The sequence below is a fragment of the Pseudooceanicola aestuariicola genome, from assembly GCF_045763785.1.
Classification (GTDB): Bacteria; Pseudomonadota; Alphaproteobacteria; order Rhodobacterales; family Rhodobacteraceae; genus Pseudooceanicola.
Map to the genome: position 1 here is coordinate 1 of NZ_JBJGSF010000010.1, position 25,066 is coordinate 25,066.

General features: G+C 61.2%; 20 protein-coding genes. 4 read left to right on the plus strand and 16 right to left on the minus strand.

From position 1 onward, the window contains the following. Positions 1-201 precede the first annotated feature (201 nt). Positions 202-1,800, plus strand: a complete 1,599-nt coding sequence (locus ACI3GR_RS18690; RefSeq protein ID WP_407496616.1) for a fatty acyl-CoA synthetase — start codon at positions 202-204, stop codon at positions 1,798-1,800. Between the two features lie 257 nt (positions 1,801-2,057). Continuing rightward, the gene (locus ACI3GR_RS18695; protein WP_235917316.1) at positions 2,058-3,479 is read left to right on the plus strand and encodes a hypothetical protein; all 1,422 of its coding nucleotides are present in this window, start codon (positions 2,058-2,060) and stop codon (positions 3,477-3,479) included. 207 nt (positions 3,480-3,686) lie between these two features. Here the strand turns inward: ACI3GR_RS18695 and ACI3GR_RS18700 are convergent, their stop codons facing one another. The 14 genes from ACI3GR_RS18700 to ACI3GR_RS18765 all read right to left on the minus strand — a co-directional run bounded on the left by ACI3GR_RS18700 (position 3,687) and on the right by ACI3GR_RS18765 (position 20,748). After that, positions 3,687-4,433, minus strand: coding sequence for a FadR/GntR family transcriptional regulator (locus ACI3GR_RS18700; RefSeq protein ID WP_407496618.1), 747 nt, complete (start codon positions 4,431-4,433; stop codon positions 3,687-3,689). Positions 4,434-4,483: 50 nt separating this feature from the next. After that, entirely contained in the window at positions 4,484-6,079 is a 1,596-nt protein-coding gene (locus ACI3GR_RS18705; RefSeq protein ID WP_407496620.1) for a class I adenylate-forming enzyme family protein, read from the minus strand. Between the two features lie 11 nt (positions 6,080-6,090). Then, positions 6,091-6,981 carry a MaoC/PaaZ C-terminal domain-containing protein gene (locus ACI3GR_RS18710; protein WP_407496622.1) on the minus strand — a complete coding sequence of 297 codons (891 nt, stop codon included), beginning with the start codon at positions 6,979-6,981 and terminating at the stop codon, positions 6,091-6,093. Continuing rightward, the gene (locus ACI3GR_RS18715; protein WP_407496624.1) at positions 6,968-7,987 is read right to left on the minus strand and encodes a hypothetical protein; all 1,020 of its coding nucleotides are present in this window, start codon (positions 7,985-7,987) and stop codon (positions 6,968-6,970) included. Before ACI3GR_RS18715 ends, ACI3GR_RS18710 begins: the two co-directional genes overlap by 14 nt. Before the next feature lie 13 nt (positions 7,988-8,000). Next, complete coding sequence (locus ACI3GR_RS18720) at positions 8,001-8,975, minus strand: cyclase family protein (protein ID WP_287437843.1); 975 nt, start codon at positions 8,973-8,975, stop codon at positions 8,001-8,003. Between the two features lie 64 nt (positions 8,976-9,039). Continuing rightward, positions 9,040-11,082, minus strand: coding sequence for an ABC transporter permease (locus ACI3GR_RS18725; protein WP_287437841.1), 2,043 nt, complete (start codon positions 11,080-11,082; stop codon positions 9,040-9,042). Further along, positions 11,079-12,605 (minus strand): sugar ABC transporter ATP-binding protein, encoded by a 1,527-nt coding sequence (locus ACI3GR_RS18730; RefSeq protein ID WP_407496626.1) that lies wholly within the window; start codon positions 12,603-12,605, stop codon positions 11,079-11,081. Before ACI3GR_RS18730 ends, ACI3GR_RS18725 begins: the two co-directional genes overlap by 4 nt. Before the next feature lie 74 nt (positions 12,606-12,679). Beyond that, complete coding sequence (locus ACI3GR_RS18735; RefSeq protein ID WP_407496627.1) at positions 12,680-13,789, minus strand: sugar ABC transporter substrate-binding protein; 1,110 nt, start codon at positions 13,787-13,789, stop codon at positions 12,680-12,682. 346 nt (positions 13,790-14,135) lie between these two features. Beyond that, entirely contained in the window at positions 14,136-15,131 is a 996-nt protein-coding gene (locus ACI3GR_RS18740) for an NADPH:quinone oxidoreductase family protein (protein ID WP_407496629.1), read from the minus strand. A 55-nt stretch (positions 15,132-15,186) separates the two neighbouring features. After that, a complete protein-coding gene (locus tag ACI3GR_RS18745; protein ID WP_407496631.1) occupies positions 15,187-16,437 on the minus strand; it encodes an acyl-CoA dehydrogenase family protein in 1,251 nt (416 codons plus the stop codon). 114 nt (positions 16,438-16,551) lie between these two features. Then, the gene (locus ACI3GR_RS18750; RefSeq protein WP_407496633.1) at positions 16,552-17,340 is read right to left on the minus strand and encodes an enoyl-CoA hydratase-related protein; all 789 of its coding nucleotides are present in this window, start codon (positions 17,338-17,340) and stop codon (positions 16,552-16,554) included. Between the two features lie 135 nt (positions 17,341-17,475). Beyond that, on the minus strand, positions 17,476-18,489 hold the full coding sequence (locus ACI3GR_RS18755; protein WP_407496635.1) for a phosphotransferase family protein: 1,014 nt from the start codon (positions 18,487-18,489) through the stop codon (positions 17,476-17,478). 533 nt (positions 18,490-19,022) lie between these two features. After that, entirely contained in the window at positions 19,023-19,973 is a 951-nt protein-coding gene (locus ACI3GR_RS18760; protein ID WP_407496637.1) for an alpha/beta fold hydrolase, read from the minus strand. A gap of 64 nt (positions 19,974-20,037) precedes the next feature. Continuing rightward, positions 20,038-20,748, minus strand: a complete 711-nt coding sequence (locus tag ACI3GR_RS18765; RefSeq protein WP_407496639.1) for an alpha/beta fold hydrolase — start codon at positions 20,746-20,748, stop codon at positions 20,038-20,040. A 119-nt stretch (positions 20,749-20,867) separates the two neighbouring features. Here ACI3GR_RS18765 and ACI3GR_RS18770 point away from each other — a divergent pair, with 119 nt between their 5' ends. Beyond that, positions 20,868-21,392, plus strand: coding sequence for a MarR family winged helix-turn-helix transcriptional regulator (locus tag ACI3GR_RS18770; RefSeq protein ID WP_407496641.1), 525 nt, complete (start codon positions 20,868-20,870; stop codon positions 21,390-21,392). A gap of 381 nt (positions 21,393-21,773) precedes the next feature. Further along, a complete protein-coding gene (locus ACI3GR_RS20155; protein ID WP_497204832.1) occupies positions 21,774-22,022 on the plus strand; it encodes a transposase in 249 nt (82 codons plus the stop codon). Here the strand turns inward: ACI3GR_RS20155 and ACI3GR_RS18780 are convergent. Continuing rightward, positions 22,006-23,922 (minus strand): TRAP transporter permease, encoded by a 1,917-nt coding sequence (locus ACI3GR_RS18780; RefSeq protein WP_407496643.1) that lies wholly within the window; start codon positions 23,920-23,922, stop codon positions 22,006-22,008. The two genes, ACI3GR_RS20155 and ACI3GR_RS18780, sit on opposite strands and share 17 nt — an antisense overlap. Then, on the minus strand, positions 23,919-24,899 hold the full coding sequence (locus tag ACI3GR_RS18785; RefSeq protein WP_407496645.1) for a TAXI family TRAP transporter solute-binding subunit: 981 nt from the start codon (positions 24,897-24,899) through the stop codon (positions 23,919-23,921). The genes ACI3GR_RS18780 and ACI3GR_RS18785 overlap by 4 nt, the downstream gene beginning before the upstream one ends. Between the last annotated feature and the right edge of the window lie 167 nt (positions 24,900-25,066).

The following is a 25,066-nucleotide window of genomic DNA, read 5'->3' on the forward strand; positions in this document are numbered from 1 at the left end:
AAATTAAGGGTACATCGTGCCGCTGAAAACAAACGATAATTTTAAAGGCAATTCTGATTAATGAGGGTACAGTGACAGCTCAACCACCGGCCAAGCCTAACGCAATAGTCGGAACATTCCGGGGCGGACAGGGCATCAAAGCGACACAGAGATTTGCAGGAGGGTTGCCCGCATGGCGACCGTGACAGGGAGGACAAAATCATGAACACAGGTCTCGAGATTCAGACCGGCGCAGAGCAGCAAAGGGCACGCAGCCAGCAGCTGGGCGATCTACTGCGGCGAAGCGCGGCCCGGTATCCAGACCGGCTCGCCCTCGCCTTCCGCGAGCACCGGGACACGTTCGCCGATCTGAACGACGTGGTGAACCGGACTGCGAATGCACTGATATCGCTTGGCATATCGAAGGGGGAAAGGGTTGCCATCCTGTCACGCAACAGCCGTGCGTTCGTCATCGTCCGCTTTGCGCTCGCAAAGATCGGGGCCATCGCAACGCCCGTCAACTTCATGCTGAACGCCGAGGATGTCGCCTACATTCTGGATCACTCTGGGGCCCGTGGCCTGATCTGCCAAGATACGCTCTGCCCGGTCGCGGAGGAGGCGCTGGACCGGATCGGGGGCGGCCCCGACATTCTGCTCTCTATCGCGCATGGGGGCGGAGCGGTGTCCGACCGGTGGAGCCCGGTCGAAGACCTTTTTGCCTGTGCCGATGCCTCCGAGCCTTGGACCGATGTCCAGCCCGACGACCCGATCCAGATGATGTACACCAGCGGCACCGAATCCCGGCCTAAGGGCGCTATGATGAGCACTTCCGCGCTGCTCGATCAGTACGTCACCGTCATCGTGGATGGAGAGATGCAGCCGGACACTGTCGAACTTCACTGCCTTCCGCTCTTTCATTGCGCCCAACTGGATTGCTTCCTGACCCCCGACCTCTACCTCGGCGCGACCAGCATCCTGCATGATGGGGCTGACCCGGCGGCCATGTTCGCCGCTATCGAGGCGGAAAAGGTGACCAAGCTTTTCTGTCCGCCCACGGTCTGGATCCTGCTGCTGCGCCATCCCGACTTTAACAAGCACGACCTGTCGAGCCTGCGTCAGGGCTATTACGGCGCCTCTATCATGCCGACCGCCATCATTGAGGAATTGTCGGCGCGACTGCCGAACATGCGACTCTACAATTTCTATGGCCAGACCGAAATGGCGCCCTGCGCGACAATCCTCAGACCGGAGGAACAGCTGACCAAACTGGGATCCGCGGGCCGTCCGGGCCTGAATGTCGAGACGCGTGTGGTCAACGATCAGGACGATGAGGTCCCGGTCGGGGAAGTTGGCGAGATCGTGCACAGAAGCCCCCACCTTACGCTTTGCTACTACAACGACCCCGATCAGACGGCAGAGGCGTTCCGCAACGGCTGGTTCCACAGTGGCGACCTCGGACGGTTCGACGAGGATGGGTATCTTTACGTCGTCGACCGCAAGAAGGACATGATCAAGACCGGCGGAGAGAACGTCGCGAGCCGCGAGGTCGAGGAGACCATATTTCGACATCCCAAGGCTGCAGAGGTTGCTGTCTTCGGCGTTCCGCATCCGAAGTGGATCGAAGCCGTCGTCGCCGTCGTGGTGCCAAAACCAGGGCAGGATGTGACCGCCGAAGAGGTTACCGATTACTGCCGCGGCGCGCTCAGCGTATTCAAGACACCCAAGCACATCGCCCTGCGGGACAGCCTTCCGAAGAATGCGAGCGGGAAGATCCTGAAGCGTGAGCTGCGAGAGGAGTTCGCCGTATTATTCGAAGGGTAGAGTAAACATAAACGCTGATTAATCAAAGAGATCAGCGTCGCGACTTTTCAGCTGTTCCGCTTTGGCAACGGCCCTGAAATCTTGTGTCTGACGTCCGGACCCGATCAGCAGTTGTGCATCGGCGCAATTTCGAAAAACGATTTGACCTTACGTAAATATGAACTTGACACTCATAAATTTAGCCATCTACGTTTATTGACAGGATGGCGGGACGAGAGGAGCTCTGCGCCATCTAAAACACAACCTGGAGGAGAACCATGTTTCGATTTTCATATCGGGCGGGGCAGAAGATGCTTTGCCTAGCGCTTGCGGCCAGCCTTGCAGCCCCTGTCTCGGCACAGGACAAAACCCCATTCCGCGAGCATAGTGGCGTTCTGCCCGACGGCACTTCCTGGCTCATCCGCGTCCCGGAGAACTGGAACGGCCGCCTGTTGCGCGATCTCGATTTCGCCAGCTTCATCCATGTCCCGGGCTACGCGCCCCGTTATGAAGACCTGCTGGCGCGCGGCTATGCCTTTGCCGGTCTGGCGCGCCATCCCCTCCGGCTCTGGCAATACGATCCGCAGCGCGAGATCCTGAACCTCCAGACCGTTCAGGACACCTTCACCCAGCTCGAAAGCGAGCCCGACATGGTGATGCAATACGGATGCTCCGGCGGCGGTCTGGACAGCCTCGCCTCGGCCGAAGATTACCCTGACAAGATTGACGGCTCGGTGGTGCTTGCGGCCCATACACCGGTCTGGATCATGAACAGCTTTCTGGACGGTTGGTTTGCGATGCGGGCGCTGCTGGCGGAAGATTTCGTGGCACAGGGCCTGGGCCAGGCCTCGGATCTGACGGTCGCCGGTCTGCCGAACGCAGGCGCGGGCGGCGATCGTAACCTTGACGCAATCCGAGCGTCGTGGAAAAGCGCTATCGAAAACGCGGGCAAGACGCCCGAAGGTCGCGCCCGTCTGGCGCTCGCCTTTGCCATTGGCCAGTGGTCGCCCTGGATGGTCGAGGGAACCGACCTCCCCGACACGTCCGATACCGCCGCGATGGCTGACATGGTGGTAAAATCGGCGATGCGTAATGCCGGCAATGTCGGCGGCACCGCGCGGCTGCTCTTCGAAAATGCGGCGTCGGGTCAGCAGTTGTCCGGAAACGAAGGCGTCGACTACGCCGCGTTCTACGCCAACGCCGCACCGGCGATGAAACAGCTGGTCGAGGCGCTATATGCCGAAGCCGGGCTGGACCTTCAGGCCGATCTTGCGACGATTGAGGCTGAACCCCGGATCGCGGCGTCGAACTATGCGCTCGACTTCTGGGCCGGGGACGGACGCACCACGACCGGAGAGCTCGAAGTTCCCGCCATCCGGATCCACATGCTGGGAGACTGGGCCATCCCCTATTCGCTGATGCAGGGGTACGAGGCGCTGGTCGAACAAACCGGCACCACCGACCTCTATCGGCAGGCCCTCGTTCAGGGGACCGGGCACTGCGAATTCATGGCCGCAGAAAGCAGCGTGATCGTTGAAATTCTGGCCGAACGGATCGAAACCGGCACCTGGCCGGAGGTCACGCCCGAGGCACTCAACACGGCCGCGGCCGCGCTGGAGACGGGATCCGATCCTCGCTTCGTCGAATTTGGCGACTGGCGCGTGGGGGCGTACAACCGTCCCTGGACGCCGAGCCAATGACCCCTCGCGGGGTCTGCCCACGTGGGTGGACCCCGCCCCTAGCCTGACAGGAGCTCGGCGTTGCGCGTCAGCAAGACTGACTACCGGATCCGCATCGCCAGCAGGAATACAGGCGACCGACAGACACATCGGATGACGACCGGCGCGAGACCTCCCCGCGCCGGCTTTTTCGTAATCTAAGGCACGCTTGGAATGCCTATCGTGTCATTATGTGGAGACGAAGGGATTGATCTCGAAATCGTAGGGCAAGCCGACGAGGTCCCAACCACGTTTGAGGTCCGCGACGTGCCGCGCCATCCAAAGCTCGGCCTCGTCCGGATCCTGCCGCTCGATGGCGTCGAAGATCTTTTCATGCGCTGCCATCTCGCGCGGCCGGGCCTGCTCGAGCACCGGTTTGAGGTGCCGCGAGGCCGGAAAAAGCAACTGCCCGATCGGGAAACGGGTCAGTAGAAGAGCGACATTGTTGCTCGCCTCCGCAATCAATGCGTGAAACGCGAGGTCGATCTCGTAATCCGCCCGTCCTGTTTCCATCGCATCCCGGAATTCGATCAGGTTTGCCCGCAGCGGAACCAATTGATCTTCTGTCCGGTGGATTGCCGCCAGTCTCGCCGAAAGCGGTTCGACCTCACGACACACCTCCCAGAGTTCGAGGAACGTAATGCGTGACAGGACCATGGCATCGGTGGCGCGCGGCGCGATCTGCGACGTGTCCGGGATCGACACGAAAAGTCGCCGGCGCCCCGAGCGCCGGACCAGCCCGTCGGCTTCGAGCTGACGGATCCCCTCGCGCACGGTCGACCTGTTGACCCCAAGTTTCTCGGCAAGACTGAGCTCCGACGGAAAGGGCTCACCCGGTTGGAGACTCCCCGACAGGATTAGTTTGCGGATCTCGCGCGACACGACCTGATAGGCCGGCGGCGCCGACAACGCCTCGATTTTTAGGTCTTGAACCATTGTGCTCCCATAGTTCCGCGCACCGCACCGACCTTGATCACCGCAAGGTGTCAGGCCGTCTTGATGTCCCGCAGCACGTTCTTCAAGACCTTGCCGTTCGCATTGCGCGGCAATGGCCCATCCAGAAAGGTCACGAGGTCGGGAACCTTATAGTCGGATAGTCGGGCAGAACAATAATTTTTGATCTCGTCCGCGTCCACCTGATTTCCATCCAGGAAAATGTAGGCTTGCACCCGCTCGCCCAACACGTCGTCAGGGACGCCCACCACTGCCGCTTCAACGACCAAGGAATGCGACGCCAGCACGTCCTCGACCTCGATACAGTAGACCTTGAAGCCCGCGCGGTTGATCATGTCCTTCTTGCGGTCGAAGACGCGGACGAAGCCATTCTCGTCTTTCGAACCGATGTCGCCCGACACCCAGTATCCGCCGGTGAACCCCTTGGCATTGCCTTCCGGGTTCTCCCAGTATCCCGGCACCACCATCGGTCCTCCGATCAGAAGCTCTCCGCTTTCGCCAGGGGCCACTTCACGACCGGCGTCGTCGACCACGATGATGTCAGCAAGGGGCAGCACCTGTCCCACAGTATCGGCATGTTCTGCGATCTGGCCGCCCGGCATGATGGTGACCGGCGATGTGGTTTCGGTCGACCCGTAGACATTGTGCAGCACCATGTTCGGCAGGTCCCTTGCCAGCGCCGCAATTGTGGATTGCGGCATAGGCGCGCCGCCGAAACCGGCCACCCTCCAGCAGTCCAGATCAAAGGAACGGAAATCGGGGTCGAGCAGGCACAGATTGTACATCGCGGGAACCATCAGCGAATAGTTGATCTGTTCCTTCGCGGCCATTTCAAGGAATCGGCGCGCCTTGAACTCGCGCACGATGACTGTCGTGCCGCCGACGTGAATAGCCGACAGAATGATGGCGATCAGGCCGGTAACATGACTCGCCGGGACTGAAAGGAAAGCCACGTCGCCCTCCTGCAATTTGAAGGCCCAGGCGTAGTGCATCACCGAATGGATGCTCGACACGTGGGTCAGCATTGCGCCCTTCGGCTTGCCCGTGGTGCCCGAAGTATAAAGTAGGCAGAGCGTATCCTCTTCCTTCACCTGAGGAAATTCAGTTCCCGCTTTCGCGGCTGCCGGAATGGCGGACAAAGGTTCGGACTCCGGATAGCCTCCGTCCTCGCCGACCAGATAGACAGCCCGCAACTGAGGCACATCTGACCTAGGCGGGATGTTCTCGGCATGTTTCGCGTCAGCAATGAGCGCCGAGGAGGTGTTCTGGTTCAACACGAACTCGATTTCCGGCATCCGCTGCCGGGTGTTGAGCGGGACCGAGATCAGCCCGGCCCGCGCAATGGCCAAGACCGCCACGACAAACTCCAGCTCGTTGCCCATCAGCAGAGCGATCCGTTCACCGGGTTGGAAGCCGAGTGCCATCAGGCCCGACGCCATCGCCTCGACCTGACGGTCGAGGTCCGCGTAGGTGACACGCCGCTCTTCGTCTATGACGGCGACGCGGTCGGCGAACTCGGCCACTGCCGTGCGAAACATCGCGTCGACGTTCCGCGGACGGTCGGCAAAGCATCGCACCACCCGATCTCCATATAGCACCTCGTGTCTGATCCGGGGCAGATCGTTCATGTCATCCTCCATCACGTCGTACTCTGTTCGGCCCGGCCAGCCGCGTCGCGGGCTACTTCCGGGGTGTCGTTTGGCTCCGCGGCAAAGCGGATTTCTCCGTTGTCGATTACGACGCGGCCACGGCTATGGGCGCGGAACGCGACCCCCCCGGGCTGGTCCCAGACTTCCAGCACTATCATGTCGCCAGGAAAGACCGGTGCGGTGAACCGACAGTCCATCGCCCGAATCGAAACTCCAGGGCGTTGCTCCATGATGGCCCGGCAAAGGTGGCCATAGCTGGACAGCCCGTGCAGGATCGGGCGGTCGAACCCGGCATCCCTGGCAAAAGCGGGATCCACATGCAGCGGATTGTCGTCACCCAGAAGCCGATAGATCAGCGCGGCATTCACTGCCGTGGGGACATGCAGCACTATATCGGCTGCGCGAGAGGGTAGAGGCGCGGGCGCGGGCGGGCGGCCGCCCGGGCCACCGACCCCACCATCACCACGGCACAGGGCGCGTTGCGTCACGGTCGCCAGATGCCGACCGGTGGCGGCATCGCGCACCTCGCGTTGACTGATCACCAGCGCCCCGCGCCCCTCGCCTTTATCGTGTATGGCGACGATGCGCGGCGTTGCGATGACATAACCCGCCACGGGCAGATCACCGAACAACTCGAAGCGCTCCGATCCGTGCACCGTGAACCGGTCGTCCAGATCGATCTCGGGGCGTGCGTACCAGTTTCCCGGATAGGCCGTCACGGTGGCCATCGACGCAATCGCCCGAAGGTCCCGCTCGTAGACGAGATCCAGGGCATCCGGGCCGGCGCCGACCCCGAGCGCGTACAATATGGTGTCGCGATGGTCGTAGCGATGCTCAACCGGCGCGAAATCATGGGACATCAGCCTGTCATAGCGCGACATGATCGGTCTCCTGTCTTACGGGAACGCCTTCGATCCATGTGCTCAGCACCTCCGGGACCGTACCGGCGCCAGGTCTTTTGTCGAGGATCGCGAAGTCGGCGTAGAACCCCGGCCGAAGCATTCCGCAAATATCGCCGACCCCTGCCCGCCGCGCCGCGTGGACTGTCAGCGCTGGCAGTCGGTCCGCAGACAGAGGCCTGGCACAAGCAGCACCGGAGACTGAGGTTTCTTGGTCCAGCGATTGTATCGCCGTGTCAAAGGATGTGTCTGTGGTAATCCGGCTGGCCAGTCGGATTCCTTCGCCCATGCGGTCTGCTTGATTGGCAAGAGTGTGGGGATCCATGCCTGAACCCGACGTAACGTCGTCCAGAACGACGGCCCAGCCTGCGCGATGCAGGCGCGCTGCTTCGGCTAGCGCCGCCTCAACCCCGCTGCCCGCTACGGATGGCAGAGGCACGCGCATGGTGTCGTACCGGATCAAATCGTGACCCATCCCCGGCGCCAGCGGCTCGCCTTGCCAGTCGGCCCGCAGCGCCGGCCCGATGCCGCCCCGCAGCCTGAGACGATGCCGCCGCAAAAGCAGCTCTGCCAAACGGTCATGATCCGCCCAGTCCGCGCCGAGGTCCAAGAGCTCCACGGTCGTGATCCCCTGACGGACCAGCCCTGAAATCCACAGATCAAGGCTCAGCGCATCTCGGTCGGGCGGCAGGCGCTGTCCCGTGGCGATGAGCCCGGGCACCACAACGCGCCCTTCCAGATCGGTGACGCGAGTCATACGTCCGCGCGCAGGGATCAGCTTGTCCGCCGCGCCGACATGCTGAATCACCCCTTCACGGATCGCGATGGCGCCGACCACCGGACGTAGCGGATCCATCGTCAGGATGGGTCCGCCATGAAGGATCAGGTCTGCCGGCAGATTCGCGCCCGGCGCCAGCCCCCCGCGACCAAGCTGGGGATCGTAGGGGACGGACGGCCCGAATGCGGCCTGCTCGCAAAAACGGCACATGACTGTCCCTGCCTTACTTCACCGCGAGAACGTTCAGCGGGGCGCCCGTTGCTTCTCGGACCTTCAGCGGAGAGGCCATAAAGAGGAAATCCCATTGTCCGTCGGCATGGCAGTCCTCGGCCAGCTTCTCGAAGTTGCAGATCTCGGTGAAGATTATCCCGAGGTTCCGCATCAAAGCGCAATGGAGCGGGATCTGCACGCCTACCTCGGGGTCCAGTTCCGTTTCGTTCGAGATGGTGTCCGTGGCAAAGCAGGGGATCTCCATCTCGTGGAACCAGTCGACCAGTTCGGGGGAATAGGTCAGCCCGGGCTCATTGAAATCAGCGTAGAACTTTTCGGGTCCCTGCTTGTAGAGCAGCTGGAGGAAACCGATCCGCAGGCACAGGATATCGTGCTTTTGGATTGTCACACCCTGTTTCTCGGCGCAGCCGAGGATGTCATCGAGCCCAAGGAAGTCCCCCTTGTCGAGAGCGAACTTACCCTTGTATGCGGCCAGGTCCAGCAGAACGCCGCGCCCGACGATCCCACGCTCGGCAATCGGCAGGATCGAGGCCTTGCGCATGCCGCCCACGGTCTCCTGCGCGGAAAAACCGTTCCAGATTTTGTCATCGTACCAGACGTGCCCAAGCGCATCGACCTGGGTCGAGCCCTGCAGGAACATCGAGATCTTGTCGTCTGCGAATTCGACGCCGCCAGGGAACGGTTCGACCTCGCCCTTATCGTAATTGCCTTTGTCGCGAACGTTTTCGCGCACCGTGGGAAGACGGCCGGGCCACATCGGATCGCCCTCGGGATTGCCGATCAGTTCGCCGCAGGTGATGACCTTGCCCTGCTTGGCCGCTGCGATACCGCGCAGGACCTGATCCGGTGTCAGGAAGTTCAGCGACCCGATTTCGTCATCATTGCCCCAACGGCCCCAGTTTGACGGCGCGTTTGCAAGCACCTGGCTCATCCGCAGATCCTGCGATTTCGAGAACCCTTTTTCCATTGTACTCCTCCTTCGATTTGGCGCGGCACGGCGGGTGGTCCGCCTGGGCCGCTGTGGTTGGTGGTCAGTGGCGTTCGCGCAGCGTCAGGATCGCAAAGATCACGACGAGCCCGAAGATGATGTCGCGGAAGGCGAACGGCAGGGTGGTCCCGGCCAGCAAGGTCTGCAATGCGGTCAGCAGGAGCGCTCCGCCCAGCATCCCCGCATAGTGACCCCGCCCGCCAGTGATCGCGGTGCCGCCGATGATGATGATCGCGATGGAGGGCAGCAGGTAGACATCGCCCATCCCGAGGCTGGCCTGACCGCCGAAACCTGTCAGCAGAAGGCCAACCAGTGCTGAACAGACGCCGGACAGCATGAAAACCAGCACTGTCACGTCTCCGGTGTTCACGCCGGACAGATAGGCCGCCCGCCGGTTGGTCCCGACCGCGACAACACGACGGCCGAACGTGGTGCGCCCCAGAAGCACAAGCGCCATAGCAACGAAAATTGTCATGAAAACCAGCATCGGTGCGACACCCCAAAGCTTACCCGTCATCAGCCAGCGCAGCGCGGGGGCCGTGGCGCCCGACGGCGTGCCGTCAGAATAGATAAGCGCGGCACCCTGCAGCAGTCCGTTCATCGCAAGGGTCATCACGATCGGCGGCAGGCCGATGGCAGCGACACCCAGGCCGTTCAGCAGCCCGATGCCCGCACCGACCGCGAGAACCATCGGGATCGCCCAGATCGCGGCCTCATTCGAGCCCTGCATCAGCCCCGCCCCCAGAACCCCGCAGAAGGCGATCGTCCATGGCACCGACAGGTCAAGCCCGCCGGACATGACCACCACGCCCTGACCAAGCGCCAGAATGGCGAGGAACGATACCAGAGGTGCCAGAGAGTTGTAGAAGCGCAGCGAAAAGATCGTGTTTCCGCCATAGACCAGCTGCGTTGCGATCAACACCAGCACAAGCACGATGTACGCCGGAAGGACGGTGGCCAGCGTTTCACGCCGGCGCGCGTTCAGCCACCGTGGCGGTGTGTCGTCTGTGGCCGGTGCAGAGCGGTTCGTTGGCTGCGGCGCCCCTGCGATACCGGCCCTCCGAACCGACAATCTGCGTCCGACCTGCGCGAAGGCCATACGTAGCGGCCCCCTCGCACCCATCAGGCCCGCCGCGGCGGCGATCAGCAGAGCGGCAGCTTCGACCACGGTCGAATAATAAGCCGACACGTCGAGCGCCAGAAGGATGTTGACCAGCAACATGAGCGTGTAGGCCCCGATCACCGTGCCGAGTGCGCCGCCCCTGCCGCCGGCAAGCGAGGTACCGCCAAGAACCACCGCGGCGAAGATTTGCAACAGCATCGGATCGCCGACCAAGGGGTCTGCCGCTCCGGTCTGGGCAGAGATAAAGACCCCTGCGGCCCCATAGAACATGCCGCCGATCACGAACGCGAGGAACCGCGTGCGCATAACCGGAAGACCGATTGATCGCGCGCTTTCCGGATCGCTGCCGACCGCATAAAGCGAAATGCCGAACCGGCTAGAGCGCAGCAGGTACCAGATCGCCAGTGCCGCCCCAATGACAAGCACCGACGACGGCAGGATCTCCGGGATCGCCGATCCGGTCAGGACCATCGACATCTCGAACCCGACGCTACCGCCAGGGTTGGGCATGATCAGCAGCGTGATGCCCCGGACCAGGAACATCGTCGCCAGCGTCACCACGATCGACTGCAACCGAAAGAAGGCGACAAAAAACCCGTTGAACGCCCCGATCGCCGCACCGATGCCGATCCCGACCGCCACGGCCGCGATCTGGCCGCCAACTGTCTCCTGCGGGATCGAGGCGACGACGACATTGACCAGACTGATTGCGGCACCGGCCGACAGGTCGAACCCGCGGGTCAGGATGATGATCGTCTGGCCGATGGCCGCCAACGCAAGTGTGGCGCCGCCATTGGCCATCGAGTTGAAGTCGAAATAGCTGAAACTTCCCGGCGAGATCACCTGCAGGAAGGTGAACAGCAGGACGAAGATGATCCCTATGGTCAGCGGACCGCCAAGGCGACTCCAGTTGATCGGATCGCGGGGTCTCAGGTCCGGAGTTCTGATCGTCTGGTCAGTCATGCCGCGCTCCCCAGGACCGGATGGCCGCCAAGGGCCAGATGCATGATCGTCTCTTCCGTCAGGTCCTCGGGGCCGACGTCGCCGGCGATGCGGTGGTCGTAGACAACCAGCGCCCGGTCACAGACGTTCACGATCTCGGGTATTTCCGAAGAGAACATCAGGACGGCACCGCCACGCCGCGCGAAGTCTCGGATCAGCGTATAGATCTCGTGCTTGGTGCCGACGTCGACGCCCCGTGTGGGATCGAGCAAGAGCAGGGTATGCGCATCGGTCAACAGCCACTTGGCAAGGACCATCTTCTGCTGGTTGCCTCCCGAGAAGCTGTCAGCCCGATCGGTTACCGCGCGGGTATGAAGCTGGATGTCGCGGAATGCCTGCCGGACACGGGCGGCTTCCTCGGTCGTCTGCATCAGACCGAAGCGGCTGACGGCACGAAGATTTGGAAGCGATGCGTTCTGCGTGCCGTCGAGGTCAAGAAAAAGCCCTTCGGTTTTTCTGTCCTCGGGCACCAGGCCGATGCCGCTTGCGATCGCGTCGGCCGGTCCGGCGAACGACACCGGCTGGCCCCGGACCTCAAGCGTTCCTTCGTCCACCGGCAGTGCGCCGAAGCAGGCCAGGAACAATTCGTTCTGGCCCATGCCCTGAAGGCCAGCAACCCCAAGGACTTCGCCCTGTGCCAATTGGAACGATGCATCGCGCATCCGATGACCCACGCGGAGCCCGCGTGCTTCCAGCGCCGGCGGCGCCGGTTCCCGCTTGTGGCTGACGCGCACCGGATAGGTCGCATCAAGCGACCGGCCGATGATCATACTGACGACTTCCGCATCGCTCAGGTCCGCAACGCGGGCAGTCCCGGCATTGCGACCATTTCGTAAAACCGTCATCGTTTCGCAAAATTCACGCACTTCCGGCAGATGGTGCGAGATGAAGATGATCGAAGTGCCCTGCGCCTTGCACCTTTCGACGATGCGTCCCAGCCATGTGATATCCGGACCCGACAGGGTCGAGGTCGGTTCGTCCAGTAGCAGCACACGCGGGGTGCGGAAGATTGCCCGCGCGATTTCGAGCTTCTGGCGCTGTGCAAGGTCCAGTGTCCGCATCTCCGCCCGCAGCGGAATGTCCGACAGACCGAGCGTCTCAAGATGAGCGGCAACCTTGTTCTCTCCGGAACGCCGCCGGATCTGGCCGAGAAACCCGAGGGGTTCGTTAAGTAGAAGCATGTTCTCGGCGACGGTCAGGTCGGGGATCTGGGTCATTTCCTGAAAGGCGGTCTGAATACCGTGCTTATGCGCGTCCCGCACCGATCCCAGCCGGACCTCCTCGCCATGGATTCGCAGCTCTCCCCGGTCCGGGCGGACCAGGCCGCTCAGCACCTTAACGAAAGTCGATTTGCCGGCGCCGTTTTCACCCAGAAGCGCATGGACCGTCCCCGCCCCGACCTCGACGCTCGCATCGTCGAGCGCCACGGTCGGACCGTATTCCTTGCGGATGGATCGCGCAGAAACCGCGGGAACGTCGGACATGGTAATCCCCTGGATCAAAGAATGTGCGGATGCCTTCGAATGCCCCGGCGGTCGTCGCGCCAGGGCATTGCTGGTCAGTCCGGGGTACCCGTCAGTGCGGCGTTGAAGCCAAGCTGCGGCAGTTCTGTCGAAAAGATCGACGCGAACCAGCCCGGGTTGGGAACGACTTCAGGGCTGAAGGCATTGCAGCCCGCGTTCATCTCTTCCCACGTGCCTTCGATGCAAAGCTGCACCTCGTCGTTGGTGATGGGATGCGGTGACAGCAGAGTCGTCTGCTCCACATCCTTTCCGTCCAGCGAATCCACGACCACTTTCAGCGCCATCGCGCCGGGATAGACCTGAGAGCTGGCCGAGATCGACGGCGTTCCCATGGGTCTGTAGGTCCCGTTCGCTCCGGCCACTTCGGTGTCTGCAGGCAGCATCTGGATTCGGTGCCCGTTCGACCCTTCGCCGGCGCAGGGAATAATGTCTGCGTCGGCAACCCCGGCTTCGGCCTGCATCGACGCAGCGGTGTAGCAGCCCACCTGCATCCACAGACCGTCGATGCTGTCCCACGTTTGGGTGGCGGTGATGCGGGAGAGTTCAGTACGCGCGACGGCCTGGCTCCACATCCCGTTGGCCTCGGCGATGACCTTGATGTCCGGATACTTCGAGAAGACCTCGCGCGCGGCTTCGTTGCGCAGCGTGTCCACCGAAGTGCCGGTCACCCCGGTGATCATCACCAGGTTTCCCTTGCCGCCCATCTCCTCGGCCAGCCATTCGGCGGTCACCCGCCCCCATTCAGCCTGGTCGATATGGACGTTATATGCGCAGGGCTCCTCAATGACGCCGTCATAGGCAATGACCTTGACGCCCTTGTTGCAGGCATTCCGTACGACCGAGTTCAGCGCCGTCGGAGAGATCGGATAGACGATGATCGCATCAGCACCAGCCTGAACCATGGCGTTGATCTGCTGTATCTGCTTTTGCGCGTTCGGCCCGGCGACCTGCACCTTGAGGTCAACCCTGTCGGCATAGTCCTCAGACGCCGCCAACGCCTTGATCATGTTGGCGGCTTCGGCCTGCCAATCATTCCCGATGTAGCTCATTGAAAGATAGATTTTGTAGGGGTCCGCAGTTGCTGCGGTTGCGGCAGCGCAGCCGAACGCGGCGCCAAGGGTCATCGCCCTCAGAATAGTCTTCATGATGTCCTCCCGATGGTGCCTGGGCACCTTTTTCAAGTCAGGCAAGCTGACAGTTATGGACCAAATGCCTCCCATTATGTCCATATGTCCGACAGTCCATCATACCGGCAATCAGGCTGTCAAAGGAAAATATTGGCGACCGATGAAAAAGCTGCGGTACGCAACTTAACACACTGATAAATATTGGAATAATTTTTCGATACGCGGCCGGATGACCAAATGGGGCGTTCGCAATACTTTTGTATCCGGCCCCCTGAAGGTCAGAGGCCGGACCATGTCTTTCCCAATCTCCCCGGATGCCCGGCATCCGCAGGTGTCCCGAACGAAGCGCGTCAGGCAGTCCGTGTCAGAGAGCCACGAGCACCTTTCCCAGCACCCCGCGGCCGGACAGAGAAGAGATAGCAGCGCCCCCCTGCGCTAGCGGATAGGCCGCATGGATGCGTGGCTGGAGCTTACCAGCGACGCAGAGGTCGAGAAGTCGCGCCATCGCCCGCCGGTTCGCCTCGGGATCTCGCTGAATCGCCGCCCCCCAGAAGACGCCACGGATGTCGCAGGATTTCAGCAACGGCAGGTTTGCCGGGATGCGCGCGATTCCTGCTGGGAACCCGATGATCAGAAAGCGCCCACCCCATGCACAGCAGCGGAGCGCAGGCTCGGTGTAATCGCCGCCCACGATGTCCAGCACGATATCCGCTCCGTTCTCGCCCAGTTTCTCGCGGAACGCCCCACTCAACGCCTTCTGCGCGGCCCGGTCCAGCGGCCCGCCGGGATAGACGACACCGTCATCGGCCCCATGTGCCCGGGCAATCTCCACCTTTTCCGCAGTGCTGGCGGCCGCCACCACACGCGCACCCATGACCTTGGCTAATTCGACTGCCGCAAGGCCGACTCCCCCGGCAGCGCCAAGGACAAGGACCGTATCGCCCGGCGTGATCGCGCCCCGCTCCTCAAGAGCATAGAGAGCCGTTCCATAAGTCATCTGAAGTGATGCTGCGTCCTCGTCGCTGACCGGGTCGGGGACAAGATGGCACTGTTCGGCCGGAACACAGACTTTCTCGGCCATAGCACCCCACATCGGAAGGGCCATGACCCGGTCTCCGGCTACGAGGTCCTTAACGCCTTCCCCAACCGCCTCGACAACACCCGACAGTTCCGCACCGGGGGCAAACGGCCGGTCCGGCTTGAATTGATAGCGATCCTCGATGATCAGCGTGTCGGGATAGTTCACACCAACACAACGCACGGCGATCAGTACCTCGCCCCTGCCCGGCACGGGATCCGGAACGTCCTTCAGGGTCAGGCTGTCGGGTCCGCCCGCCATTTCGCTCAGTAGTATCTTCATATACCTTTTCCGTTCTCGAGATGGCATGGGGCCGACCTACAACCCCTGCAAAATGTCAGTGAGGTGTCACGAAATGCGCCGCATTCTGGCCGCGCGTCGTCTTGGAGCGTTTCAGTTCTTCACGCGCAATGACCCGCATGTGCACCTCGTCCGGACCATCGAGGAACCGCATCGCCCGGCCCCAGGTCCACAGATAGGACAGCGGCGTGTCCGGGGTCATGCCCGCGGCCCCAAAGACCTGCATCGCCCGGTCGACCACTTGTGTCTGCAAGCGCGCGGCCGTTACCTTGATCATCGACACGTCGACCTGCGCGCTCTTGGCTCCCTCACGGTCCATTTTCCACGCGGTCTTAAGCATCAGCAGGCGGGCCGCGTCGATCTCTATTCTGGACTGTGCGATCCAGTCTTGGATGTTGGCGTTGTCGGCAAGCATTTTGCCGTAAGTCTTCCGCTCAATCGCCCGTTCGCAAAGAAGTTCCAAAGCAAGTTCGCATTGGCCGATGGTGCGCATGCAGTGGTGAATGCGCCCGGGCCCCAAACGCGCCTGCGCTAGCATGAATCCGTCGCCGGGCTGTCCCAGGATCGCATCACGGGGCACGCGGACGTCACGATAGACGATCTCGCAATGTCCCTCGGGCGCGTGATGATGCATGATCGGCACGTCCCGCACGACCTCAACCCCCGGCGTGTCCATGGGCACGAGTACAAAGGAATGTTTCCGGTGCGGGTCCGCTTCCTCGCGCGGGTCCGAGACGCCAAAGACGATCGAGAGCTTCGCGTTCGGATGTCTCCCCCCGGTCGAGAACCACTTGCGGCCGTTGATGACAAAATGGTCTCCGTCCTCGCGGATAGAGGTCTGCAGGTTGGTCAGGTCCGAGGACGCGGTGTCAGGCTCGGTCAGTCCGACGATTGACCGGATCTCGCCAAGCATCAGCGGATCAAGCCAGCGCTCCTTCTGCTCGGGGGTGGCAAACCGCTTGAGGATCTCCATGTTCCCCGTATCCGGCGCCGAACAGTTGAAGACCTCCGAGCTCCAGGGCACACGCCCCATGACCTCGGCCATCGGCGCATATTCTAGGTTGCTCATCCGGGTGCCGGGGTCCTCCTCCTCCAGCTCGGGCATGAACAGGTTCCAGAGCCCGTCGCTGAAGGCCTTCGATTTGAGCGGTTCTAACACCTCGAGCGGATACCGTCCCGTGCTGGCGATCTCATGGAAACTCTGGTTGGCCGGCAAGACATGCGACGTCATGAACTCCGTTAGCCGCCCCACATAGTCCCGTGTCCGGGCCGAATACTCAAAATCCATCACTGTCTCCTCCTCTGGCCGGCCGGCGTGGAGGCGGATCCCCGGCCGGAACGGCGAATGTAAACTCAGGCGATCCTCCTGGGGTGGCGTGATCCGGCCGCTGAGACCCGCGCCTCAATGTCCGGCCCAGACCGGCGCACGCTTCTCCGCGAAGGACCGGGCCCCCTCAAGCGCGTCGTCGGACGCGAATATGTCCGCGAAAAGCGCATCGTTCCGCACCCATGCCCGTCCCTCATCGTCAAGTTCGGTGTAGCGTGACAACGCAAGACCCGCCGCGACCGAGCGCGGGGCGCTTTCAACGATGTCGTCGGCCAATACCATCGCGGCGTCGAAAGCACCGCCGTCCTCGGTGATGCGATTCAACAAGCCGAGGCGGTCCGCCTCCTCGGCGAGAAATGTCCTGCCGGTCAGGGCCAGCTCTCGCGCTTTAACCACAGGGATACGCGCGGCGAGGCGAACGACGCCCCCTGCCCCGGCCAGCAATCCCAGTTTCGCTTCGGGCAGCCCGAATTTGGTCGATCGGTCGGCAATGACCATGTCGCAAGCCAGCATGATCTCGAGGCCGCCGGCCAGCGCTGCACCATGGACGGCCGCAATCACCGGTTTGGTGCGGTCGAGACGCACGAAGCCGGCGAACCCGCCTTCCCCGTCCAGCACGCCTTCGATCTCACGACTGGCAAAAGCCTTGAGATCCATGCCCGCGCAAAAAACCCGCCCTGCCCCGCGCAGGACCGTAACCCGCAGCGCAGGGTCGACTTCGACTGCCTTAACAGCCGCGCGGAGGGCGTCCGAGAGTGCGCGGTTCACGCTGTTGCGCTGTTCGGGCCGGTTCAGGGTGATGACGCCGATGGCGCCCCGCCGTTCAAGCGTTACGACATCTTGCATCTGCGGCTGGTCGGTCATGTCAAAACTCCTGTCTCCGGATTTCCTGGACGGCATCCCGGTCTCGCCGACGAACCGGATGATCTTCGTGTCCAGCTTGCGCGCGGTCCTTTTCGCGCTGCTTGCTGATCTCAGCGATCCGTCCCCCGGCGACCTTCATAGCGCCGGAACCGCCCTGTCGGACGAAAGGATGCGGTGCGCATGCGCCGCACAGATTGGCGCCAATGACCCGACAGCGGCCGCGTCCTCGCTCACCGCCTGTCCAGATCTGGCACGCGCCGCGATGCCGGCGAAGATCACAGCCATCCGGTAATGAGCGAAAGCCAGGTGGAACGGCCTGAGCGGTTGGGTGCAGCCGCCCGCCGCGCGGTAGACATCGAGAAAGGCGGTCGGCTCCGGGATGCCCAGCTGCCTTAGGTCGAGTCCTGCCAGCCCGCCAAGCTGATCTGGGGCGAGGTCGTAAAACAACATCCAGTGCGACAGGTCCGCCAGCGGATCGCCAAGCGTCGAAAGCTCCCAGTCGAGGACCGCCGCAATCTTGTCGCTGTCGGCGTCGTGGATCAGGTTGCCGACGCGGAAGTCACCATGCACGATGGTGGTAGGCGAGGCTGCGGGGATGTTCGCGGCAAACCAGCTCTGAAGCTCATCGATCATCGGGTCCGACCCGACGCCGGCGTCTTCCCACTGCCGCGTCCACCGGCGCACCTGACGCTCGTAATAATCGCCGACCCGTCCATAGCCACCCAGACCGCAGGCAGCCCAATCAATGCGGTGAAGGGCCGCCATTACCTGTGCGGCGGCGGCGTAGAAACTGCCCCGCGACACGGGCGCAAGGTCAGGCATAGCGCACTGGTCATGCACCTGTCCGGCGACCATCTCCATCAGATAGAACGGCGTGCCGATAACTTCAGGATCCTCCTCGAGAAGGATCATACGCGGCACAGGAACGTCGCTGCCATGAAGCGCCTCCATGATCTGGTATTCCCGTTCGATCGCATGAGCGGCGGACAGGGTCTGGCCCGCAGGTTTTTTGCGCAACACCATTCGCTCATCGCCGCGGGTCACGAACCATGTCGGGTTGGACTGACCAGAGGCGACGGGCGCCAAAGCAAGTGGCCCGCCGATCGCCGCCTCTAGCCGGTCGAGGTCGAAATCGAGGTCTCTGCTCATCCCGCAACCCCCGCTGGATCACGCACCATTGCCACTCCTCCCGAATCTAACTTGTCCCATTGTCGGACAATCAGGCTAAACTGAACGCACCACTGTCGCAAGCCCTCACGAAGCGACGTTGGTGGTGGTCTTCGTTTCAGTCAGACAAATTCGCGGGTGCGCCAAGAAGACGGACACCTTGCATTTGGCGTGGCAAATCCCGTGTTGAGCGTCCGGAGGGGCATCGTCAGGTTGTTTGCACCAGCGGGTGAGGCCGGGGGCGTGCGTCGGTCTCACGCGGTCAACTTGCGTGTATATCCGGTCAGCATTGCCAACTTGCCGTGTCCAGCGGTGGAGTTCAGGCGGTCGTTTTGAAGAAACCAGCTAAGATGCTCTGCCTGAAAGGTTACAGATTCCCGCGCGAGGCATAACCGTGCGCCGGGAGACCGTTCGGGAATGGGTGAACCGGTTCAGCCCGCATGTCTCACATTGCATTAGGCGTGAACGGGCAGCTACAGCAGGTAAATGGCACCTCGATGAAGCTGATTTGCCAATCAACGGTGCGAATGTGTGGCTGTGTTGGTTTTCTGAGTCTCGTTGATAAGAACAGCGATCAAATCAAGGATCTGATCGCTGTTCTGTTCGAGCATCATCATGTGCCCATTTCCGGTGATGTCATGTTCGGGTAAGTATACAAAGCGGCTGATCATCCCTTGTTCCGTCAGGAAGTCGCCGATAGCGGAGTCCGCAGCGGGGGGATGATCGGGGTCGCTGTCGCCGGTGACAATCAAAACCCGGGTCCCGGCCAGTGCATTTGGGGTCGACATCCGCAATTGCTGACCTTCGAAATTGATGCGCTCCAGAAAAAGTTGTCGAGGGACTGCCTGTAGTCCGGCAAGGTAGCTTTCGGTATGTTGACGGGGAAACTGCGTGCTCGAGCCGATGAGTTTGGCGCGGGCTGCCTCATGGCTGAGCACAACCGGTGCGTTCGGGTGTACATCAAGTGGAACGCCGGCTAATTCCAAGGTCAATCGATCTGGGCCTTGAGACAGCAGTTTGGCGGTTGGCTGGATGTTACCAGGCGGGCCAGGCGCGATCGCGATTAAATGGCTGAGCCGGTCGGCCAGCAATTCGGCAATCCGCCATCCTATGGCGCCGCCCATCGAATGGGTCCAGAGGATGATTTCGCCTTCGAGAGTTTCTACCGCCGCGGCTATCTGGTCGGCGACAAGTTGTCCCGTCAACTTTTCGGGCGGGACATAGCCACTGCGGCCGCACCCCGGCCAATCGACGCATATGACGCGATCACCGCCGCGAGCGAGCCGTATCGCCCAACCTTCCCGGTTATCCGGCGTCCGCAACCAGCAGACGCCAGAATGCATGCCGCCGTGTACCATAACGTGGGTTTTAGCGAAATCAGTGTCAGACGGGGCAATGATGTCAGCGTAAACGCCATCCCGCCCAAAAGGGCCGGATGTTTTGGACAGGCATGCGGTCTCAATCATCGGATGCCATTGCCTTCGAACAACCGAAAGCCGGACCCTCCAACGTTCAAATCGGTGGGACGCATCAGAGGACCCCGTCGATGGCGTCGGCCAATTCGCGGGGGCGTGTCATCATCGCCTGATGGCTTCCGGGACTTTCGGCGGTTTTGGGATTGTCCAGGCGGGACGCCATATTGCGATAGACCTCAGGAGGCATCGCCATATCATCTTTGAGGAAGACGTAGGCAGATGGGTGATTTTTCGCCCAGAAGTTGTTGAGGCGGATCGGTTGATCGAGCCATCCCATCGGACAGGATATCAACCGCTGCGCAAACAGGTCCAAGCTTTCCGCGTTGGCGTCCTGCATGAAAGCATTGTCCCACAACTCCCGGGTCATGGGGACCGTGTTGTCAGGAGATGCACTCGCCATCGCGGTCAGCCCTCCCACAAGTTCGGCAGGCAGCACATCATTTATGCATTCGCCATCGTGCAGGACCCAGGCGTCCACGAAGGTAATGTTTTTTACTGCATCCGGCATAGCGTCGGCCACCAATTGCGCCAACGGGCCGCCGCCGCTATGCCCGACTATTGCGAACTCTTTCCAGCCTTGGTCTTTGATCCTTGCAACGAGGTCGTCGGCCATTTTGGAAAGTGTCACCCCGGCCCTGTCGTCGTCCTTCTCGTGGCCCAACATTGTGGGGTGGAAGGTCTCATGGCCTTTCTCCTCAAGCGCTGAGGCGACGTCGTCCCACGCCCAGCCGCCTTGCCATCCTCCATGCACCAATACGATTTTCATGATTCCCCCCATAGCGTTATGCTGTTATTCAGCGTACACACGTTAGGATTTATTCGTTCCACATGCAACTATAATAAGTACCAATTGCAACTATGAAGTCCGGTGAAAGCAGAGATCAGATGGATGTGCGTTTGCAGGGCCGTGATGCGATCCTGAACGGCACTGAAATACCGTTCGCCTACAAAGCCTCCTACATCCTCAACTTCTATCGAGAGCCTTTGTTCAGGGTTATTGAGAATGAGCTTGGCCTAAAGCGATCCGAGGCGATCTTGCTGCTTTTTTTGTCGTTTCGCGACGGCGTGGCGGCCCAGGAAATGTGCGATCTGACCGGTCATTCCAAGACCAATGTAAGCCGCGCGGTCAACTCTCTGAACACAAAAGGCATGATCACAAGAGATGTCGATCCGGGTGATAACCGCCGCCAATTGCTCTACTTGACCGATCTTGGACGGCGCGCGTACGGTGCATTCATTCCCGAACTCATGGCGAGGGAGACGTCCATGCTGGCGCCCCTTACAAAGGCGGAGAGGCGGCAGTATATGTCGCTATTGACGAAGATCGCTGGCGGCGTTCCAGATTGGACCGGAAAAAGCGACGATCTGGATGCTAGCGCCCGGCGCATGCGTCATAGATTCGTCGATTAACCCGAAGCGTTAGACGGGCATTTCTATTGCGTGTGCGGTGGGTAGCTATTCCCCATCTATTGGACAGGGTCTGGCCTCATTTAAGCTACTCGTTGCACTTGCTGATCGGGTCGGCTGATATCTTTTCCCTGCCAGCAGACCAGTGCCGATGGCCTGCCGCCGAGGGCTGAATGAGGTCGCTGATGGTTGTACGGGTCATCCATCTTCGTGTGGTCGCCTCCGTCTCCGATCCTGTCTCCTGCAAAGGCCCCCTGAAAGTGGTCCACCGACTGGGATAGATTTGTCCCGCAAATGTGGGATCAGTTAAGGACGGAAAACGAGAGAAGCTGGACTTGCCCGGAAAAAGTAGAGAGCACCAACTAAGGAACCAAGAGGTGTTCCATGGGAAACGGAGGCAGACCGACGCCGGAGTTTCGGCGGGAAGCGGTTAGGCTGGCGCTGACGAGCGGCCGGACACGGCGCGAGATTGCAGAAGATCTGGGCATTGGCCTATCGACGTTGACGCAATGGCTTGGTCGTGAACGGGATGCCGGTGAGACGACCGAAACCGGCGGGGCCTGTCAGCCCCGCCGGTCAAGTTCATGTCGATACGCCTTGCGGCGAATTGATCGCGTTACTCTGCGTTGCTGACGGTGCCCAGTGTCCCACCTTGTTTTTTAAGCAGGACGGCATAGCGGACCAGCATGGCAAGGATCAGCACGATGCCCGCGATGGACACCTGAGTCATAGGCGTGATCGCCGCCACAGCCCCCAGCATCAACAGAATCCGCTCGATCCCGGTCACGCGCGCACCATATGTCGCCTCGACCGAAATCGCGATCGCGACAGTGCCAAGGATGCCGCCCGACACTGCCAGGACGTTTGCAAGCGGATCACCCAGCAACAGAATGGCCGGGTTCCAGACAAAGGCGAACGGAAGCAGAAATCCGACCACCGCCAGGCGTACCGCCGTAAAGGCGATCTTGAACGGGTCTTCATCTGCAATCGCAGCCGCCGCCAACGCAGCCACCGCGATGGGCGGCGTCAGTGCGGACAACACGGCGTAGTACAGCAGGAACAGGTGGCTTTGAAGGACCGGATACCCCAGCTTGGCCAGCGCAGGACCGACAAGCACCGCAGCCAGAATATAGGCGCTTGGCGTCGGCATGCCGAGACCAAGGATGATCGTGACGATCGCCGCAATCACCAGGGTCAGGATCGCGTTCTCATTGCTGAGCACCAGGATCACGTTTGCCGCTTTCATGCCAAGTCCAGTCATGGACAGGCCGCCGATCACAAGGCCCGCGGCCGCGCAGGCACCCGCCACGGGCAGAATGCGCAAGGTCGTTTCGCCCAAGCCTTCCACGATCTTCCACAACGACAATCTGGTCCGCTTCATCAGCATGGCGGCGATCAGCATGGTCAGAACGCCAAAGCCAGCCGTGAAAGTCGGGGAATACCCGGACAACAGCGCCGTCACGATCCCGATGATGGGGATCAGGAAGACCCAGCCTGTCTTGAAGGTCTGTCCGACCGACGGAATTTCGCTGTCGGACGGGCGCAGATCGTATTTGACCGCGCGCAGGTGAACCTGACCGAAGACACCAAAGTAATACAGCATCGCAGGTACGATGGCCGCCACCACGACGTCATTATACGCCACACCGGTATATTCAGCGAGGATGAACGCAGCCGACCCCATGACGGGTGGCATGGCGCTACCGCCGGTGGAGGCCGCAACCTCAACCCCGCCTGCAAAGCGTGGGCTGTAGCCAAGACGCTTCATCACGGGAATTGTGATAGAGCCGGTCGCCACAACGTCGGATGTGGGGCTGCCGGACATCGTGCCATACAGACCCGAAGAGATCACGGCGATCTTGGCCGGTCCGCCACGGGTCCGTCCGGTCAGCAAAGCGGCGAGGTTGAAAAAGAATTCCCCACCCCCCGACATCGACAGGAATGTCCCGAACATGACGAACAGGAAGACATAGCTTGCCACCACCTGGATCGGCACACCGAAGATGCCATCGGTCGTAAAGACAAGGATATCCAGCAGATAGCTGAAGTCACTGACCCCATGGCCGAACGGCGGCGGCAGCAGGTAGCCGAACCAGTTGTAGGCAAGGAACAGGACGACCACACCCGTCAGACCAAGTCCGGTCGTGCGGCGTGTCGCTTCCAACGTCAGCAACATCAGGGCAGTGCCGAAAAAGAATTGTGCGGGCGTAAACGGCTCTAGCAGGCTGATGCGATCAGCGATGGCCGTGGCGTTCACGAAGAAGAAGATGCCGCAGGCGATACTCATGGCCGACAGTGCCAGATCGTACAAAGGCACCCGGTCCGGCGCGCGCGGCGTGGCACCAATCGCGACGAACATGATCGCATAGATGCCCGACACAAATAGGATGCCCAGAACCAGGGGATCCGAAATAGTGAAGAGGTTAGCGTAGATTACCCAAGCGGAGAATATGGCTGCAGCCACAATAGTGGCGCGCCACTGCCCGGCCGCAAGCTTGCGCCTGCGACCGGTGGAGACCAGTGATCCAATCACTTTGCGTAACCCGCTTCCGTGTAGGCTTTGATCGCGCCGGGGTGGAATTCAACCACGCTTGGCGTTGTCAAAAGCTCGGGCGTCAGGGCCTGCATGGATTTGTGAACGGCACGAACTTCGTCGATGTTCTTCACCAGAGACGACGCAAGGGAATACGCCGTGGCTTCGTCCATCTGCTCGGTCGCGACCAGCAGCGCACCCAGAGAAACGGTGCTGATGTCCGCGCCCTGGTTTTTATAGCTGCCCGACGGGATGACCATGGTGCCGGTGCCGAACTCTTCGTTGGTTGCGTCGATCACTTCCTGAGGGATGCTCAGCAGAACCACATCCACATTCTCGTCCACAGCGCGGAACGACGAATGCTGGATGAAGATACCGTTGGTGATCATGTCGAGCCGACCGTCCTGGATCAGTTCGCCCTGTTCATTGGCGCCCGCGCGGACCAGCTGACCGCCGTTGTCCGACAGCATGTCTTCGGTGATGCCGGCCTCTTCCAGCATCTTCAGCGCGACGTTCGACGTGATGTTGCCCGAACGGTTGATGCCGATACGGATCGGCGCGCCGCTGGTGGCGATGTCGTCAAGGCTGTCGATGTTGTATTCGTCGGCCATGTCCTTCGTCAGGAAGAAATGCATGGGCGCCCAGTTATACATGTAGCCAATCGCGCGCATGTTTTCGATCGGGGCCTTGAACGGCTCACCGCCGGACAGTGCGATATTGGCTTCGGCGTCATGCACAAGACCAAGGTCGGTCCGGTTCGCGCCCAGCAGACCGATGTTTGCAAAGCCGCCACCGGTTGCCTGATAGGTGATCACCGAATCGCCGTCGTCCACTTTCGCGGCGCGGTCGATGCCTGCACCCAGAAGCGACCACAACCCGCCGGGGTTCCCGCCGGACAGGTTAAGATTGATCGGCTCGGCCTGTGCAGCTGTTGCCACGGCAACACCTACGACCGCAGCCAGAAACGTTTTTTTCATGGTATTCCTCCCTATGCGAACGCCCCTGGTTTCTCTTCGTTGCCGCCGTTTGAAAGCAGCTTTCAATGTCTTAAAAGGGGCATGTCTTAGACATCTATTTTTATAGGCGGGCAGAATCGAAAGTCAACAACGTAGATATCTTAGAAACTAAGATTTCGCGGATTGCC